Annotated in this window: 14 protein-coding genes, 2 pseudogenes and 1 CRISPR repeat array; of the genes and pseudogenes, 12 read left to right on the top strand and 4 right to left on the bottom strand. The window is 49.6% G+C overall.

Features of this window, described 5'->3' with window-relative positions; translation table 11 throughout:
• The first annotated feature begins 2 nt into the window (after nt 1–2).
• The 3 genes from EDM54_RS14200 to EDM54_RS14210 all read left to right on the top strand — a co-directional run bounded on the left by EDM54_RS14200 (nt 3) and on the right by EDM54_RS14210 (nt 3,029).
• Nucleotides 3–1,112: a CdaR family transcriptional regulator gene (locus tag EDM54_RS14200; protein WP_122958377.1), complete on the top strand. Its 1,110-nt coding sequence runs from the start codon at nt 3–5 to the stop codon at nt 1,110–1,112.
• Nucleotides 1,113–1,268: 156 nt separating this feature from the next.
• Nucleotides 1,269–2,141 carry an MBL fold metallo-hydrolase gene (locus EDM54_RS14205; protein WP_122958378.1) on the top strand — a complete coding sequence of 291 codons (873 nt, stop codon included), beginning with the start codon at nt 1,269–1,271 and terminating at the stop codon, nt 2,139–2,141.
• A gap of 366 nt (nt 2,142–2,507) precedes the next feature.
• A complete protein-coding gene (locus tag EDM54_RS14210; protein ID WP_024985548.1) occupies nt 2,508–3,029 on the top strand; it encodes a hypothetical protein in 522 nt (173 codons plus the stop codon).
• Between the two features lie 92 nt (nt 3,030–3,121).
• Here EDM54_RS14210 and pdxR read toward each other — a convergent pair whose 3' ends face one another.
• The gene (pdxR, locus tag EDM54_RS14215) at nt 3,122–4,735 is read right to left on the bottom strand and encodes a MocR-like pyridoxine biosynthesis transcription factor PdxR (protein ID WP_122958379.1); all 1,614 of its coding nucleotides are present in this window, start codon (nt 4,733–4,735) and stop codon (nt 3,122–3,124) included.
• A 117-nt stretch (nt 4,736–4,852) separates the two neighbouring features.
• On the opposite strand from pdxR, the gene EDM54_RS14220 reads away from it, so the two are divergent.
• The 8 genes from EDM54_RS14220 (at nt 4,853) to cas2 (ending at nt 14,165) form a co-directional block, all read left to right on the top strand.
• A complete protein-coding gene (locus EDM54_RS14220) occupies nt 4,853–5,914 on the top strand; it encodes a proline dehydrogenase family protein (RefSeq protein WP_081787892.1) in 1,062 nt (353 codons plus the stop codon).
• Between the two features lie 261 nt (nt 5,915–6,175).
• On the top strand, nt 6,176–6,799 hold the full coding sequence (cas6, locus tag EDM54_RS14225) for a type I-MYXAN CRISPR-associated protein Cas6/Cmx6 (RefSeq protein ID WP_003389994.1): 624 nt from the start codon (nt 6,176–6,178) through the stop codon (nt 6,797–6,799).
• Nucleotides 6,786–9,092 (top strand): CRISPR-associated helicase Cas3', encoded by a 2,307-nt coding sequence (cas3, locus tag EDM54_RS14230; protein ID WP_122958380.1) that lies wholly within the window; start codon nt 6,786–6,788, stop codon nt 9,090–9,092. Before cas6 ends, cas3 begins: the two co-directional genes overlap by 14 nt.
• Nucleotides 9,065–10,597 carry a type I-MYXAN CRISPR-associated Cas8a1/Cmx1 gene (gene cas8a1, locus EDM54_RS14235; RefSeq protein ID WP_003389992.1) on the top strand — a complete coding sequence of 511 codons (1,533 nt, stop codon included), beginning with the start codon at nt 9,065–9,067 and terminating at the stop codon, nt 10,595–10,597. Before cas3 ends, cas8a1 begins: the two co-directional genes overlap by 28 nt.
• 3 nt (nt 10,598–10,600) lie before the next feature.
• A complete protein-coding gene (gene cas7i, locus EDM54_RS14240; protein ID WP_024985552.1) occupies nt 10,601–11,488 on the top strand; it encodes a type I-B CRISPR-associated protein Cas7/Cst2/DevR in 888 nt (295 codons plus the stop codon).
• Nucleotides 11,485–12,135, top strand: a complete 651-nt coding sequence (gene cas5 / locus EDM54_RS14245; RefSeq protein WP_003389989.1) for a CRISPR-associated protein Cas5 — start codon at nt 11,485–11,487, stop codon at nt 12,133–12,135. The genes cas7i and cas5 overlap by 4 nt, the downstream gene beginning before the upstream one ends.
• Before the next feature lie 84 nt (nt 12,136–12,219).
• A complete protein-coding gene (locus EDM54_RS14250; protein ID WP_003389987.1) occupies nt 12,220–13,866 on the top strand; it encodes a type I-MYXAN CRISPR-associated endonuclease Cas4/Cas1 in 1,647 nt (548 codons plus the stop codon).
• A gap of 17 nt (nt 13,867–13,883) precedes the next feature.
• Nucleotides 13,884–14,165 (top strand): CRISPR-associated endonuclease Cas2, encoded by a 282-nt coding sequence (gene cas2, locus EDM54_RS14255; protein ID WP_197029816.1) that lies wholly within the window; start codon nt 13,884–13,886, stop codon nt 14,163–14,165.
• 258 nt (nt 14,166–14,423) lie between these two features.
• A CRISPR array of direct repeats spans nt 14,424–15,117; the repeat unit is 36 nt; unit sequence CTGAAAGTAGCTGTGATGCTGAAAAGCGTTTAGCAC.
• A gap of 100 nt (nt 15,118–15,217) precedes the next feature.
• Here the strand turns inward: cas2 and EDM54_RS27385 are convergent.
• From EDM54_RS27385 to EDM54_RS14275, 3 genes and pseudogenes are all read right to left on the bottom strand, one after another.
• Nucleotides 15,218–15,307: pseudogene (locus EDM54_RS27385) on the bottom strand (IS3 family transposase); the annotation flags it as partial.
• 362 nt (nt 15,308–15,669) lie between these two features.
• Nucleotides 15,670–15,858 (bottom strand): IS3 family transposase, encoded by a 189-nt coding sequence (locus EDM54_RS27390; RefSeq protein ID WP_081607799.1) that lies wholly within the window; start codon nt 15,856–15,858, stop codon nt 15,670–15,672.
• A gap of 199 nt (nt 15,859–16,057) precedes the next feature.
• Nucleotides 16,058–17,166 (bottom strand): annotated as a pseudogene (locus EDM54_RS14275) (IS3 family transposase).
• Between the two features lie 98 nt (nt 17,167–17,264).
• Here EDM54_RS14275 and EDM54_RS14280 point away from each other — a divergent pair.
• Nucleotides 17,265–17,575: ribonucleotide-diphosphate reductase subunit beta (locus EDM54_RS14280; protein WP_183189162.1), on the top strand; the 311-nt coding region annotated here is incomplete at its 3' end.

Raw genomic sequence — 17,575 nt, forward strand, 5'->3', positions numbered from 1 at the left:
GTATGCTGACCTATGAGATTGCCAAACAGATCGTACGCGAAACGATGAACCGCCTCAACCGCAACATCAACATCATGGACCATACCGGAACGATTATCGCTTCGGGAGACGCTTCGCGTGTGGGTGAAATCCACGAGGGAGCTGCCGATGTCATCCGGACAGGCAAGCCGCTGATGATCACCCGCAGCAATGAGCGCCAGTACAAAGGCGCGCGCCCGGGGATCAATCTGCCGATCGTCTTTCAGGACAAGCTGATCGGTGTCATCGGCATCACGGGGGAGCCAGATGAGATCCGCGAGTTTGGGGAGCTTGTCAAAATGATTACGGAGATGATGATCAACCAGTCCTTTCTGGCCTCCCAGCTCGAGTGGAAGCAACGGCTGAAGGAAATGATTTTTGAAGAGCTGATCCAGCGGGAGATTCAGGAAGAATCCGTCGAGCAGAGGCTGGCCCTGCTGAAAATGAAACTGGAGGAGCCTTTCCAGGTCTCTCTCATCGAGATGCGTGAAATTCCGATGCAAAATCAGGAGCTGATTCAAAAAGTCGAGCAGTTGATCGGCGAAACGAAATGGCTGGTCGGATTCCGCAGCGTAAACCGGTTGTTCATCCTCACTTCCGGTCTGGAGGAAGGCACAGTCATAAAAAAGCTGGAAGCCATTCAACTGTTTTTGCGGCAAAAGGAGATCCCGTTCAAGATCGGTTTGGGCTCGCAGGTGACAGAGACGGGGAAAATCGGCATGTCGCTTGAAGAGGCAAAGCTGGCATTGCTCTTGGGAAGCCAGGAGCAGGGCATCACCTCTTATTTGGATATCGAGACGAAGGCGCTGATCAAGCGGATGGACAGCCAGGCCAAACAAAAATTTCTCGATCGCGTATTTGCCCATCTCCCGCCGAAGGGGATCGAAACGCTGGAGGCGTTTTTTGCCAGCAACCTGAACATCGGCGAAGCAGCCAAACATTTGTATGTCCACCGCAATACACTCATCTACCGTTTGACAAAAATCAAAGAGCGCACCGGCTACGATCCGCAGGTTTTTCATGACGCCGTCTCGCTGCAGCTGGCAGTGTGGATGCAGCAAAATCAGGCGGGAGGAGAAGGGGAAGGGCGGTAGACGGGAAGGATCTGCCGCTTTTTTTCGCAGTTCTCGTTCTTTCTGACTTTCACCAGGTTGTAAAAAAGTGGTGAATCTGGATGCGGAAAAACGTGGTACCGTTATGGAGACAGCTAGATTTTCCTTAAAAATGGAAAGGAAAGAGGGAGAAAGCTGGTGGAACAATGCCGACACTTGAGATGTCTGACTGACCGCATTCATTTTCTGCCACCGGATGAGCGAACAGACCGGCCGATTCTCGCAGCTATTTCCGGGACGAAACAGACTTTAATGCTCGATACAGGAAACTCTCCTGCCCATGCGGAGCTGTTTCTGAAGGAATTGGAACGGCACGGATTATCGCAACCGTCTGTTGCCGTTTTGACTCACTGGCACTGGGATCACACGTTTGGCGGTGAACGGATCGGGGCAAAGCTGGTTGCCCATGAAAAAACGAAAGCCGTTCTGGAGAAGCTGGTTCCTCTCGCCTGGACAGATGAAGCCATCGACCAATGGAAGGATAAAAGCAGCGGGTTTGCTTTCTGTGCCGAGATGATCAAAAAGGAGTACGGCGCCGAGCGCAATATCTCGATCCGACTGCCGGAGATCACCTTTCAAGGGAGCTGGGAGGCTGACCTCGGCGGCATCCGCGTCGTAGTCGAACATGTTGGTGGCGATCATTCCTCGGATTCATCGGTCGTCTTTATCCCGGAAGAGAAGGTCTTGTTTTTGGGAGATTGTCTGTACGCGGACTTGTATGGTCGCTACACGGAAGCCAAAACAAGGGCGCTGCTTTCGAAGCTGGAGAAGTACGATGCCGACTGGTATGTCCTGTCTCACGAAATGCCGATGTCCAAAGCGGAATATCAGGGCTATGCGGAGCTGCTGGGGCTAGTCTGTCAGCTTGCGGAGGACACAGATGGAGAGCGCGAGGCCATCATGTCAGGATTAACCGCCGCTCTTGGCCGTCAGCCGGGGGAGCTGGAGCTTGAGGTAGTTTCCTGCTTTGTGAACGGGGCGGCAGTGCAGGCAAGTGGGGATGGGAAGTAGAAAAGCTGTAAAGGAAGAGGGGCTGCTCAATCAGGTGGCCTTTTATTTTGAAAGGTTACCCGCATGGTCTGCCCTCCGTTTATGGCTACAATCGGTACTATTAGTAAGTCCCCTTCCAATTCTGAAGTACCGATATATCTTTTGAAAAGAGTATGTTAATTCCATTGCCACTACACGTGACACAAGCGGCATCCGTATCCCATGAAACATAATGAAGAATTCTTCGTCTTACTTATAAGGGATCATGGGAAATATTTACAAAAATAGACAACGGCAGCTCATAGAATATGGTGGTCAAGTGATGATGCCGATTCAGTCTTTGACGAATCAAGAGATTATAGTAATTAGAACATGGAGGGGAATGAAATGAAAAAACGGAATGTAGTAATAACGTCTATGTTCACATTTGCTGTTTTGTCGGGTGTTGCTTTTGGAGGCTTTTATGGTGTTGAGCCTGTAAATGCGAAAAAAGAAAAGGTTGAAATGAAGAAAGAGGAAAAGATGAGTGACTATCGTCCCGAAGAAATCAACAAAAAAATTGAAAGTTCATGGGAAGATGCGTTAAAAACCTACGAGATTGATGATAGCCAATGGACTAAGATTGACTATGCCGACCGGATTCACTTGACTCAGACGCTCAGTGACGAAGAGAAAACAAGCTTTTATGATGCGATGCTTGGAGCGATGGAGAAGCATTCAAAAGTGGGAGACATGATGCCGCTTATGCTTGTTAATGATGATAAATCGAAAGTCATTATTTTGTTCCAGCATGATGAAGGAAAAGGTAAGACAGTTAAAATTGAATTAGCACTTAAAGGAAACGCAAAATCCCTTAGTGCCAATGAGTCCTCAAAAGAATGGACAGTAGAGAGCGTTGAAGAAAAGTAATTGAAGTCGAAACTTGTCTGGGTGGGTCATTTTTTGGCTCCACCCAGACCCTATTTTTAATCCGTAGCCAGTTTTCAGAGCAAAGCCCACTCCTAGCCCAAAACCCGTTTCATCCGCAATACGCCCTCCACAATGTCCTCCTCCGGCAAATTCCCGTACCCGATAATCACCTTGTCCAGATGTCGCCCTTTTTGGATCGCATGCTCCTCGACCGGATAAACCCGGACGCCTGCTTGCAAAAGAGCCGACAAACTCGCCTCAGTGAACGCTTTGCCAGAGAAAGAAGCGACAATATGCAGTCCGGTCGAAGCCCCCCAAATGTCCACCTGTCCGGGAAAATGAGCCTGGAGCGCGTCGCATAGCGCTCTCCGGCGGCGCTTGTACAGCTTTTTTACCCGGCTGATGTACTTCTCCAGATGGCCTTCCTCCACAAACCTTCCCAATGCCAATTGCTCCAGTGAAGGCGTGTGCAGATCCGTAAACCATTTTGCCGCCTGATACCGTTCCACCAAAGAAGGGGGCAGCACGAGATACCCCATGCGCAGTCCCGGAGAGAGAATTTTGCTAAAGGAGCCGATGTAGATGACCCGTTCTCCGGCCAGCCCCTGAAGCGAATGGACAGGCGGACTGTCGTACCTGAACTCGCTGTCGTAGTCGTCTTCGACGAGATAGCAATCGCGCTCACTCGCGTACCGGATCAGCTGGATTCTCCGCTGGATCGGCAGTGTGCCGCCCAAAGGAAACTGGTGGGAGGGCGTGACCAGCACAAAGCGCGGCTGCGCATCGGCAGGGAGAAGATTCGTCATCATCCCGTGCTGGTCGACCGGCACTGGGAGCAGCGCGGCCCCGGTCTGGGCAAAGATCGTCTGGATATCGCGGGTAATCGGGTCCTCGATCACGGCGCTAGCGCCTTTGGAAAGCAGCACCTTGGCGATCAGCACGAACGCCTGGGTCGCCCCGGACGTGATCACGATCTGCTCGGGACGGCATTGCACACCGCGCGTGCGGAACAAATAGCGGCTGAGGATCGCGCGCAGCTCCGCCTGCCCCTCGGGACGTCCATAGCCAAAGGCGTCGAGCGGAGCTTCCCGGCATACCTGCTGCATGATTTTTCCCCAAAGCGCCCGGGGAAAGCGATCGAGGCAAGGGACACCGGAGCGGAAGTCGATCGTATTTGGGGAAGGGTGGCCGATTGCTTTATCGCTCCCATACAGGGCAGTACAACCAGCCGCTGAATCGTTCACACCCGGAGAAGTTCGATCAATTGCAGAGTCGCTCACACCTGGAGAAGTTCGGCCAATTGCCGAGTCGCTCCCATCCAGTGAAATTCGAATCGTTGCCGATGGGAATGCCCGGTCATCATTTTCTAGTACTCTCTCTGGCGTCTCTGGTCCGCGTTGCCCCGTGACCCTGCCAGACAAAGGAAGGCCGGGCGGAAGAAGCGGCGTAAGCAGCGACAGATCAATACCGGGAGCCACATAATGACCGGAGCCCGGCCGTCCCTCCAGATACCCTTCGGCCAGCAGTTGGTCGTATGCCTCCAGGACGACATTGCGGGAGACATAGAGCTCTTCCGCGAGCTTCCGCGTCGAGGGAAGCCGTTCCCCGGCACGCAGCTCTCCTTTCAGAATTTTGCCGCGAATGTCCGCGTACAACTGGCGGAACAATGGCATCGGCTGAGTGCGGTCAATGTTGATCCAGAGCATGGCAAGCCCTCTCCTTCGCAAAGTGGTACTGTCCATATCGATGAAAAGTGGACCTAATCCTAGCCAGATTAGCATGTTATCGTGTGGGAGAAAAGCGAAGAGAGGGAGGAACGGAAGATGGAGAAACAAAAGTTAGAGAATCAAAATCAACCGGGAAAAGGAGAAGTAACTGCTCGCCTGGGGCTCTCGTCCACATTGACGGAGAAGGGCTCGCCGGAAATCTTGTCCGACGAACAAAAAGCCGCAGACGTTTTGCGGACAATCGCCCGCGATCCGGACATGAAAGACTTCGTCATGCGGACTCCTTGGCTGTACCGGATTCTCTATTCGGCGGCAAAACGGTATGTGGCTGGAGAACAGGGGAGCGAGGCAGTCAGGGCGGCGGTCCGACTGCGGGAGCTCGGCTACCGGCAGTCGCTGGAGTTCATCGGGGAAAACACGGCTGACGCGGAAGAATGCCGCCGGGCCACAGACGAATTTCTCGCGCTGATCAAAGAAAGCAGCCAGCAAGGCTTGTCCGCCGACATTTGCTTCGACCTCTCCCACATCGGACTTCTGTTCGATGAAAAGCTGGCATTGGAGAATGCCGAAGAACTGGCCCGATGTGCCAAAGAGCACGGCCAGTATGTGATGATCAGCATGGAGGAATCGGCCAAGACCTCGGCCATTTACCGCGTGTACGAGCAGCTCGCCAGCCGTATGCACAACATCGGTATCACGGTGCAGTCCCATTTGCACCGCACTATCGACGATCTTCCGCGTCTGCTCGCTCTGCCGGGAAAGATCAGGCTGGTCAAGGGCGCGTTTAAGGAAGCACCGGAAGTGGCTCTGCCCCGCTCCGCCGAGCTGCGGGAGCGCTATCTGTCGCTGGCAGAGCAAATCGTTCGTGCAGGTCACCCGCTGTCCATCGCTACCCACGACGATCAGATTGTAAAAGCGGTTTTGGAGCGGGAGTACTTGGGCAACGCCTCCGTGGAGTTGGAAATGCTGTACGGCGTACGCGAAGAGGCCGCCCGGGCACTGCTCGCGAAAGGAATCCCGATACGCCTGTATGTCACCTATGGCACCGAGTGGTATTTGTACTTGTGCCACCGCCTTGCCGAGCACCCGCCGAATTTGTACCGGGCATTGGCAGATATGCTGAAGCCGGGCAGGGCGGGGGTGGAGATGTACGGATAAAGAAGCAGGCCTCTTAGCCGGTTGGCTAGGAGGTCTTGTTTTGGTGGCGTCATGAGGCATCACTGCTTGGCTCGATCATTTTACATACCAAATAAAAGTTCTAAACGCCTCAGGTTTCTGTTCTTATTTACTTTAACAAAAGAGTAAGAAAAAGGTAATAATACAATTGACCTATTGTTTCCAGAAATGGTAACATTCTGTGTGACAGCAATTTAACCCATTTACAAAACAATTAAAACATTTTGGAGGTGAAATATCAGGATGATAACGCCTGCCGCGATCAGGGTCAAGCTGCCGATTATTTCAGGAAAAGAGATTGATACGGATCACTCCGAATCCTTGTACGGAGCGATTTCTGCTATTGCACCGGCAATTCATCAGCAAGACCAGATCGCGATATCCCCGATTTTTGGTGAAAGAGCGCTTGGCAAGCGATTGAGGCTTAGCCGCAAAAGTTATTTCTTTGTTCAATGTGACGCATCCCAAATCCCCATGGTACTCCCTCTGGCGGGAAAAGCCGTTCAGCTCCGCAACGATCATATACGCTTTGGCGTCCCGCAGTTAATGATGATTCGCCCGGCTGGAACACTGTTTTGCCGCTTATTTGTCATGAGAAATGCAATAGATGAAGAAAAAGCCGTCTCCAATCTCAGAAGCAAGCTGCTCGACCTACTGGGAGAGGAGTCAGCTCATCTGGACATAACCCCGCTGCGGAGAAGGATTGTCCGAATACACGGCAAGAAAATTACCGGTTTTGGCATCCGGATTGCAGGATTGACGGACGAACAATCCGTGATCGTACAATCGCAGCCTCTTTCTGGCCGGAGAAAATACGGATGCGGCCTATTTGTTCCGGCTGGAGGGAAAGACGATGCCAGGGATTGAACCCCCCTTTTTAGCCAAGAGTCTTACAAGCTCAGAACACGACCTGTATGCTGCCACAGTAGCAGGGCATCTGGAGCAGGTCGTGGAGACAGCCGAGATCATTGTCGAAAAGACCGGCTGGGCAATACTGCAAGTGTGTCAGTTGGAAGAGGACAAGCTCGAACCAATCAAAAGAGTGGTTCGGGTCGCGGCTCTGCTTCATGACCTTGGAAAATTGTCAGGAGATTTCGTAAACCTAATAGAAGGTAAAGATGCAGGCCCTCAGGTAGTTCGGCACGAGTTGTTGTCTTGCTGGATGTTGGAAAATTATGAACCATTGCTTCGGGCTGTAGAGCAATACATCGGGGATACGATGTGGGGAATGCTTGCTGTCAAAGCTGCTATCCTTGGACATCACTTGAGATTCCCGGATGGCGAGCAGACGTATTACGGTTCGGGTGAATTGAAGCTGTATCTTCTGCACAGGAGGGCAGATGACGTCAGGAAGCTAATCGACCGTACCTTGGGAGAGCCAGTGGATTGGAGCCAGCCCCTCTCCAGTTTCCCCAGGAGCCGTTTATTTGCGGGTGATTACGAAGAAAAGGTCATTTGCGAATGGAAGGAGAATGCGGTCGGTTTGAGTGCTTCTGAACGGAAATTGTGCTCGATCATCAGGGGAATACTTATCGCCGCTGACGCCTTGGGATCAGTCAGATCATTGTCTAGAGGGGATTGGGTTGAGAGGAAGAGTGTAGACATCCGAAACATCTTTTCAGGAATCCCACTTCAAAATGAACTGGGCGACATGATTCAAAAGAAACTGGCAAAGGTCAATACGTATTCTCCAGAGATTACGCAGTTTCAGGAAACGGTAGAAGCGGCTGCAACCTACGAGATCACGGTCTGTGAAGCAGGATGCGGGAGCGGAAAAACGATTGCGGCCTACCGGTGGGCCAAAAAAGTAAACCGCCCGTTTCTCTGTTTCGCTTACCCGACTACCGCCACGGCCACCCAAGGCTATGCAGACTATCAGCAATATTTGCAATCTGCGGGCAAAAAGCTGCACCATTCCCGGGCCGACATTGATTTTGAATTGCTGCTCAATCAAAAGGATGGCCAAAAAGAAGGGGCATTTCGCGCGTTGGAACATTTATTGCAGCCGGTGACCATCTGTACGGTCGATACTGTTATTGGTTTGACGCAGCTCTATTACTCTTCTCTTTGTGTGCTTCCACATATTCTCCAGTCGGCAATCGTCTTCGATGAAATCCATAGCTACGACGAAAACCTCTTTGCTTCGTTCCTCCGCTTTCTAAAAGAGTTCGATCTGCCTATATTGCTCATGACAGCCTCATTGCAACAAGAACGGCGGGAGGCATTGCAAAGCCTCTTTCGCGAGCTTGAAAACGAAGGGAGGAGAGCTGCCTGGTGCAAGGGCCCCGAACTTCATCAAAGCATCCCTCGCTACCGGTTGCATGCAGGGCCATCATTGCCGAAGGAAAAGCTGTGGGAAGCGCTGAACCGAAACGAAAATGTTCTCATCATCGTGAATACGACAGACAGGGCGATGGACCTGTATGAAACCCTAAAGAAAGAAGCGGCAGACAAAACCCCCGGGGCCGAGTTGTTTTGCTATCATTCGCGTTTCAAGTACCGGGACCGTTTGGCCAGGCAGCAGGAGATCGTAGAAGCGTTTCGCGGGAGGAGAGGTATTTGCGCCATTACGACGCAGATCGCGGAAATGAGTTTTGATGTCTCCTGCGATGTACTTATGAGCGAGATCGCTCCGTTTTCTGCGGTGATACAGCGTTTAGGCAGATTAAATCGCACTGCAAAGCCTGGGGATTCTCCAGGTAGAGCCTATTTCTGGATGCCCGAGAGTATAAGTCCGTATGAGAAGCAACGTGATGATGTTTACTTGACAGAGAAAATCCTGCGGGAGAATGCGGAGAAACCTCTTTCGCAGGCAGATTTGTCAATCCTGCTGGCGACGATGAACACGAAAAAACGGGAAGTCAGGCAAATGCTATCCGGGTGGGAAGAGCTTCCGGAAACGTTGACAGGCTCGTTGCGTGATGAGTCTTCGCTGGTCGATGTGATCGTCAAAAGCGATTTTGAAAAGACAGGCGGAAGAAAGCAAGCCAGCCGCTCCAAAATCATGGAGTATGTTCTTCCGGTAAATCGAGGGAAGCTCCCGCGGGGTGACTGGATGAAATGGCGTCATGTGTACATTGTGCCGGATGAAGTGATCGACTATGACGAGAAGCGGGGAGGGATGGTAAAGGGATGCAAGAGTGGAAAGAGTTCAGGTTGAATGATCCCGGGATGGGACCATATCATCGGGCAGGGCTTGCCGGATTGACCGCCAGTCTGGTCATGCTGGGAAAATGGAATGCACTTCCCGCGGCTTTGGATTCATTTGAATATGACGAACAGAAACTTTCAATGTCCGGTTTTCAGCCTACAGCAGAATCGCTGCATAGTCTGCTCCAGGCTGTGTACCGCTTGAATGATGATGGCCTGTTTGACTTTCCTGTTCTGGAAAGTTGGGGCCCTTTTCAGAAAGCGGAACTGCAGAAGTTGTATCTGGGCAGTTTTTTGCAGCATCCCAGTGCGCGGAAGGCAGAGGGGAAACAAAAAGAAAAGAATAGTCCGCTAGACGAGAAAAAACTGGAGTACAGCTATTTGCCATTAAGAGACTTTATCCATCGCGACCAGGCGACGTGTCAGAGAATTGCGGAGGCAGTTGCCAAACAAAAAAGCATGGATATAGCGGGCTGGGCACTTCCCGGCGGAATCGTCAAGCATAACGCCGTGCAAGAAACCGGTTTAAAGGAAAGTCCCGAAAAGTTTTTTCTTCTGCTGTTTGCGCCTCTGGGTTGTCTCTTTTTCCAAGGGCACGCCGGATTGTCCAATGGAGAGCGGGACAAGCGGACACAGACATTGGTAGCGGTGCCACGGCCTCGCCAGTTACGCTCGTTTGTTGACTTGCTCCTCAGATTTTATGAGCGGACAGGCAGCGAGAGAGCATCCGGGAAGGTTCCGCTTATTCGCGTCCAGGGTGTAAAAGAGGCAGCGCTGCAGGCGGCCATGCTGCTTCATTTGCAAAATACCCCAAAGCTCAGACGATTGTCTTGTGATTTTACGGTAGTACGGTTTGGTACCGTTAGCTGGTCAGCCCAGCAAAAAACACGGACAGCATTGTTTTCCAGCACATGCCTGTCTGAGGAAACCGTACAAAAATATCAAATTGCCCATGACAAGCTGCATCGAGCGGGAAAGGGCACACATTTCGTCTACTGCCCGTTTTTGGGCCAAATCGCCGACAATCTGGTGCTTGGAAACGATGAATGGTACCGGGGAATTTCTGCGTATATGACGGACGAACGGCGAAAAAGCATGATCTATTGGCAAAGGAGGCTGGGAGAATTGGTACAGGAAAAAATGATCTGGAAAGAACAGAGCAGAAGAGAATTTGTCGGCTTGATGCATTCTGCGATCCGCAACCGTTTTGGAAAGGTGAGTAACGAAGCCAAGCATGCGGGCGGTGACCTAAGTACGTTTTTTAAACGAGAATACGAGCGAATGCGCCAACTGTTTGTCAACTGCCGTACCCAGGAGAAGTTTCGGGAAAATTTGATGGATTTTGTTACAAGAACGAGACCGAGTGTCCCCGCGGATAGCACGAGGAGCGAAAACGAATTGCTGTTGCTTGCCTGCGAAGCGGATTGGCGGGAAGGAAAGGACCTATGCTTGCTGGCATTGGCCTCGTATCGTGGCAAGGAAACCGAAAAATATTTGGACCAAGGGGAGGAATAAAGCATGACTAAACATCTGCATGCGACATTTGTCACTCATATCGGAATCGCGGCAAACAATCGGGGAGAGACGGAGGGCAACATCACAACCCTGCAAAAGATTATGTGGAAAAACGATTTGTACACAACGGTGTCAGCAGAGGCGATTCGTTTTGCGCTCCGATACTACTGGCAGCAGCAATACGAACGGACAGGCGATGAAGCATACCTCGTCAACCGGGTCTATGATGGACAAACCTATCAATGGAAAGATGAATCTTTTGCCGATGAAGGCGAGTTGTACATTGATGACGATGTGCTGGGCTATATGGATGCCAAGGCTCCGAAATCAGACAGCAGTGAGGATTCCAAAGGGAAGAAAAAAGGGGCTGCTAAAGTGCGCCGGGGGGCACTGGAAGTATCGCGCGCTGTTTCCCTGCTGCCCTTTCTGGGAGAAACCAGCTTTAATTCAAAAGGGGGCGTAAAGACGAATACCTCATTATATGGTACAGAAATGCACGCAACCAGCTACCAGTACAGCATTTCCCTGACACCCCGACAACTAAAAAGAAAAGAGCGGATCGCGCTGGTTGTCGAAGCGCTGGCCTCCTTGCATTACGTAGGGGGAAATCAGTCCCGGTTCTTGTTCGACTTCAGTCCGCAGCTTGCCGTTTTCCGGATTACACATGACCCTGCGCCGCGTATCCTGTTTGTCGCAGAGCCCGAGGGAGACTTGTACTCTGTCCAAACCTTGATCAAAAGAGTGGAATCAGGCGATATTGCTGCGGATGAACTGGTGATCGGAGGAGAAATGGCTGCAGGCGAAAGAGAGCAATTGCAGCAGCTCGGAGTGAAGGTGCACAAAGGAGTACTGGAAGCCGCAAACGTCGTAAAGGCGATGGATTGGACATGAGTCAAGCAGATACGTTATGGCTCAAGGTATCGGTTCCGATTGCTTCTTTTACGGTTCCGCAGGCGAGGGAGTTTCTGGAGAGCTATCCGTTTCCTCCACCTACCACTGTCTATGGCATGCTCCTCTCGTTTATCGGCGAAACGGATCCCAACGCATTTAAGGGAACGGGTCTGGCCATTTTGGTCGAGGGTCTGCCAGCTTCTTCGGTTGTCCTGCGCAAAATGAGACGGTTTAAAGATCGCAAAATGGCCAGCGATAAGAACAGCAAGCCGGATTTTCAAGAAGTTTTGACCGGACTGGTCTTTTATGCCGGGATTCAAAGCAGCGGGCAGGGAGAGCAGCGTTCATTGGCGCAGGAGCTGTCAAATGCGCTGCAAAATCCGGAAGCCATCCAGCGTTTCGGAGGGCTTTCCTGCGGCGAATCTCATAATCTGATCGACCAGATTCATATCGTACAGCACCCGCTCGCAGCTCAACAGAAAACGGATACAACTATTTGGGGACTGCTCCCGTCAGAGGAGGGAGACTGGAGCGTGGCGGTCTGGGCCGATCACGTCAATTTGTCAAACACGAGCTGGGCGCAAGCAGAGTTTGTCCCGATAGAAGAAACGGTCCCGGAGCAATACTTTTTTACGATCGGAGCATAAGTACGAGGGTGAGCGGTTTGAATAATTCCATCAGTGCCCATACTGGAAATGATAGTAAAATTCTGAACCAGGAGGGTGTTGAGGATGTCGGCAGCAGCGGATCAACCGCTCACCCGCATCATGGCCTTGCATGCGCTGGAGTATTGTGAGCGACTGTTTTTTCTGGAAGAGGTAGAGGAAATCCGATTCGCGGATCAGGCAGTATACGACGGCAGAAGACTTCATGAGGAAATGCCTGAGTACATAGAATTGACCAATTTTACACTGGAGAGTCCCACTTTAGGCATACGAGGGAAAGTGGATTGCATCAGGTCTGTAGATGGCAATTGGATCCCGTACGAATACAAAAAAGGACACGCCAAAAAGTCAAGTTCCAGGGGTATTTATGAGGCTTGGCCGTCCGATGAAATTCAAGTTGCGGCCTATGCGATGCTTCTGGAAGAACACTTCGGTCAACGCATTCCGGAAGGCAAGGTCTACTACGCTTCAGATCATCGGACAGTGAGTGTCCCTGTGGATGAGCAGATGCGCAGCAGAGTCAGACAAGCGATCAGCCGGGCAGAAGCATTGAGAGCCTCAACGGAGAGGCCTCATATTACAACAAATGAACGTCTGTGTGCCAGATGTTCTCTGGCGCCGGTCTGCCTCCCGGAAGAAGAACGCCTACTGGATTCACCGAAACGGGAAGTCATCCGTCTGTTCCCGGAAGACCGAGAAAAGTTGGATCTTCATGTGGCAAGTCACGGGGCATATATTCGTCGCTCCGGTTTGTCTCTCGTAGTGGAGCAAAGGGACGGGGAGAAAGAGGTATTTCCGAGCGAGCAGATAAACTCGTTGTCGATCCATGGACAAAGCGTTCAATTATCCACCCAGGCTCTGATGTTATGTGCGGAGAAAGGAATCGCTGTCCATTGGTTAACTGGCGGAGGGAATTATATCGGGAGCGTAACAAAGGCGGCTGGAGGTGTCCAAAGACGGCTTAGACAATATAAGGCATTAACGGATGATGCAGTAAAGCTGGCTTTGGCAAAAAAATTGGTTTTAGCGAAAATGGAGTCCCAGCTTCGTTATGTTTTGCGGTGTACCCGTGGAAAACCGCGTTCCAATACGGTAGTGACTGCTGTTGAAGCCATACGGCATGCAGTATCTCACAGCCAAAAAGTGAAAACGACAGAGGAACTCCTCGGATGGGAAGGCAGTGCGGCCAAAGCGTATTTCGCTTGTTTTGCGGAATTTACAGCAGATGAGCTGGAAGCTGGAATGGCTTTTTCCCATCGCAATCGCCGCCCTCCGAAAGACCCGGCGAATGCCCTCCTCTCTTTTTACTATGGCATGCTGTACAAGGATTGTGTGGAGGCCATCACCGTAGTGGGGCTTGACCCGACGATCGGTTTTTATCATCAGCCGAGATCACAGGCGTATCCACTTGCACTGGACCTAATGGAAATTTTCCGCGTTTCCTTGTGTGACATAACCGCGATGGGAACTATACACCGTAAGCAATGGGATGTGGAAGAGGACTTCACAAAAGCCGGAGATCAGGTATGGCTGAGCGAAGCAGGCAAGAAAAAGGCGATCGCCGCTTACGAAAGACGAAAGCAGGACACCTGGAAACACCCGGTGATTGGCTATTCGCTTTCGTATGATCGCGCCATCGAGCTGGAAGTTCGGCTGTTGGAAAAAGAATGGTCAGGCAGGCCCGGTTTGTTTGCGCAAAGCAGGTTGAGGTAACGAGAATGAGCGGAAAAATGAAATATTACCTTGTCTGTTACGATATTCGTGAGCCCAAGCGGTGGAAGAAGTGTTTTCGACTCATGAAGGGTTACGGAGAGAGAATCCAGTACTCGGTTTTTCAATGCTATTTATCTGAACGTGCCATGGCTCAGCTTCGTTGGGAGTTGGCCAAAATCCTGTCAAAGGAAGACAGCTTGTTGATTGCCCCGATTTATGCTCCTGACCAGAATAAAATCATACAGTGGAACATGAGCGCCGAATGGAGTCCGGATCGGGAGCGGTTCAAAACGTTGTAAGTCGTTTCAAGCACCAGGATCATTTTTAAGACTGAACCCGAAAAAAGGTTGATGAAGGCCGTTCATGACAGGGTTTGGGCCAATATCCTGTTTAAGCAGGTGCTTGAAAATCGGGAGGAATACTGGTAAATCAATAGGTATGGGGATTGTATTCCTGTGGAAGAAAGGGGCCTTTTGTAAAAAGTGAACTGCTTTGCCAGAGGTGCTTGAAATGAAGGGCGTCTTTCCCATGTGTATCAAGGGTTATTTGCGGAGGCTCTGAAAGTAGCTGTGATGCTGAAAAGCGTTTAGCACGCTTCTTATTTTGTGCCGATCAATACTGTGGTTTTTCTGAAAGTAGCTGTGATGCTGAAAAGCGTTTAGCACAGTTTTGGAGGGTGGGAATAATGCCTTATTTCGCACCTCTGAAAGTAGCTGTGATGCTGAAAAGCGTTTAGCACTCGATGATTTGCACACCTATATTAGCGGTTATCTCCTGAAAGTAGCTGTGATGCTGAAAAGCGTTTAGCACATCATGCAACTGCTTTCCACGGGTAAAATTTCAATCGCTCTGAAAGTAGCTGTGATGCTGAAAAGCGTTTAGCACATCTTGAGGTGATCATGGATTCGCTGGTCATTCGCCCTGAAAGTAGCTGTGATGCTGAAAAGCGTTTAGCACCTGTGCAACGTTTTTAAGGATTTAATGCAGTACAACCTGAAAGTAGCTGTGATGCTGAAAAGCGTTTAGCACGACAGATTCAGCCAGGGGCTTGCTGACCCGCAAGAGGCTACCTGAAAGTAGCTGTGATGCTGAAAAGCGTTTAGCACTGGTCAGTACGATGGAATCCCATTGCTGGTACAGTCCTGAAAGTAGCTGTGATGCTGAAAAGCGTTTAGCACAACAGTGAATGTGTTGAAAATCGCCGTTGATGCCGGACTGAAAGTAGCTGTGATGCTGAAAAGCGTTTAGTACCTGCCCCAATTAATCTCTCTGGTCACACTTATTAAGGGAACTTGTGGAACTCCGGCATGAAAAAGGGGAAGGACTTGTTACTTCGGATGTCAACACCAAACTAGGAAGTTTTCTTAAGTGCCTGCTCTTTGTAGGCTAATGGGCTGAGATAACCCAATATCGAGTGAATTCTTGTTTCGTTAAACCACTTGGCGTATTTTCCTAGTTTCTAGCTTCAACTATGTCAGCGACTCAAACTGTCGATTCTTTACGAACTCTGCTTTGATCAGCTTAAAGGTTGCTTCCGCAACTGTATTGTCATAGGGGCAGCCCTTCATACTCAATGAACGCTTGATCTTGAACGTGTTGATTACTTCATTAATTGTACGATTTTTAAACTGACTTCCACGATCAGTGTGAAAAAGCTAGATTTGGCGTAGATCTCCTTTTACACTTGCAAATACTTCATAGACTAGTGCGGCTTGAATTTTCTGCAGCCGTGACCGATTAAACAAGTAACGAGCAAACAAATATAGTGCCATTTGTTTCCAATCCGAACGTAGGTCAAGTCACTCACAACGGCTTCCATTGGTGCTTCTTTCGTAAACTTGCGATTAAGTTCGTTCTGGATCGGCAATCGTTACATGACGCCACTTTATACTTCGCAACTGTGTAGACGGAGACCAGGCCGTTTTTCTTCATCAAACGTCCAATGCGTCGTCTGGAAACCGTTATTCCCTCTTCTTGAAGTTTTGCTTTGATCTTCCTTTTGCTCCATAAACGCGCTGATTCTCTTCACAAATACGGATCATTGCTTGTTCCACTTCATTGACAGATGGTTGCTCATTATTCTCGTAGTAGTAGGTACTCCGATTGACCTGCAGAATCTTGCACATGGCCGATATGGGATACTTATGTGCATTTTGCCGAATCACTGTTATTTTGGATTGTCGACACCAAACTAGACAGATTTCTTAAGTGCCACTTCTTTGTACGCTAATGGGCTTAGATAACCTAATGTAGAATGAATCCTTGCTTCATTAAACCATTTGACGTATGTACTCAGCTCTTGCCTTAACTGGGCTAGCGATTCAAACTTTCGATTTCTCACGAATTCCGCTTTGATCAGTTTAAAGGTTGCCTCCGCAACCGCATTGTCATAAGGGCAGCCTTTCATACTCAATGAGCGTTTGATTTTGAAGGTGTTGATAATTTCATCAATCGTTAGATTTTTAAATTCACTGCCACGATCCGTGTGAAAAAGCTGGATTTGGCGCAAATCTCCTTTTACGCTTGCAAATGCTTGCATCTTTGAATTTTCCACAACTGTGACCGATAATCTCCCGATTAAACAAGTCAACGAGTAGGCAAATATAGTGCTATTTGTTTGCGACCCGAACGTAGGTCAAGTCATTTACAACGGCTTCCAGTGGTGCTTCTTTCACAAACTCGCGATTCAGTTCATTCTGAATCAGCGATTCATTACATGACGTTACATAAGGTTTATACTGTGCAACCGTGTAGACCGATACCAGGCCGTTTTACTTCATCAAACGCCCAATGCGCCGTCTGAGACCGTCATTCCCTCTTCATGAAGTTTTGCCTTGAGCTTCTGTGCTCCATAAACGCGCTGATTCTCTTCAAAAATACGGATAATTGCTTGTTCCGTCTCATCATCGACAGATGATTGCTCTTTACTCTCGTAGTAGTAGGTACTCCGATTGACCTGGAGGATCTTACACATGGCCGATACGGGATACTTATGAGCGTTTTGCTGAATTACCGTTATTTTCGTCCGAAGATCAGCGCCGCTTGCTTTAAAATATCGTTCTCCATTTTCAATCGTTGAATTTCCTTACGTGACGCAAGAAGTTCCTTCTGCTCCACTGTCCGGTTGTCCTTTTCTTTGAAAGAACCTGTTGTTCTACCTTGTTTGACCCAACGGTCAATTGCATATGCACTTAGATCATATTCTCTCAAAATTTCTGCACGTGGCTTGCCATTCTCATAAAGCTGAACCATCTGTTGTTTGAATTCATCTGTACATGATCGACGCTCACGCTTCCCCATGACATACTCTCCGTTCCCTTTCGATTTGGTTTCAATCTACTAGAACTTAAGAGAATGGTCCAATTCAGTGTAGCCGATCCAATCAAGAAATTTTCGATTTGATTCAAGATTACGTTGATGATCCCGAATCAATTAGCAAATTGTATAAAGCGCTAATTGCTTATTTGGTACTTGAGGGAATTTATTTTACTGGTGAATTTGCTTATTTCCATTCACTCGTACGCACAAATAGAATGATCGGCTCGATAATTATGATTAATTTGATTAAGGAAGATGAAACTCAGTACTCCGTATTATATGGCACCATACTTCAGATTATTATGTTTGAGTTTCCGGAGTTAAATACAAAGGAGAACATGGATTTTGCGGTTGAGTACATAAAGCGAAGCTGTTTATGGCAGACTAAAAA

The sequence above is a fragment of the Brevibacillus borstelensis genome (genome assembly GCF_003710865.1).
Classification (GTDB): domain Bacteria; phylum Bacillota; class Bacilli; order Brevibacillales; family Brevibacillaceae; genus Brevibacillus; species Brevibacillus borstelensis.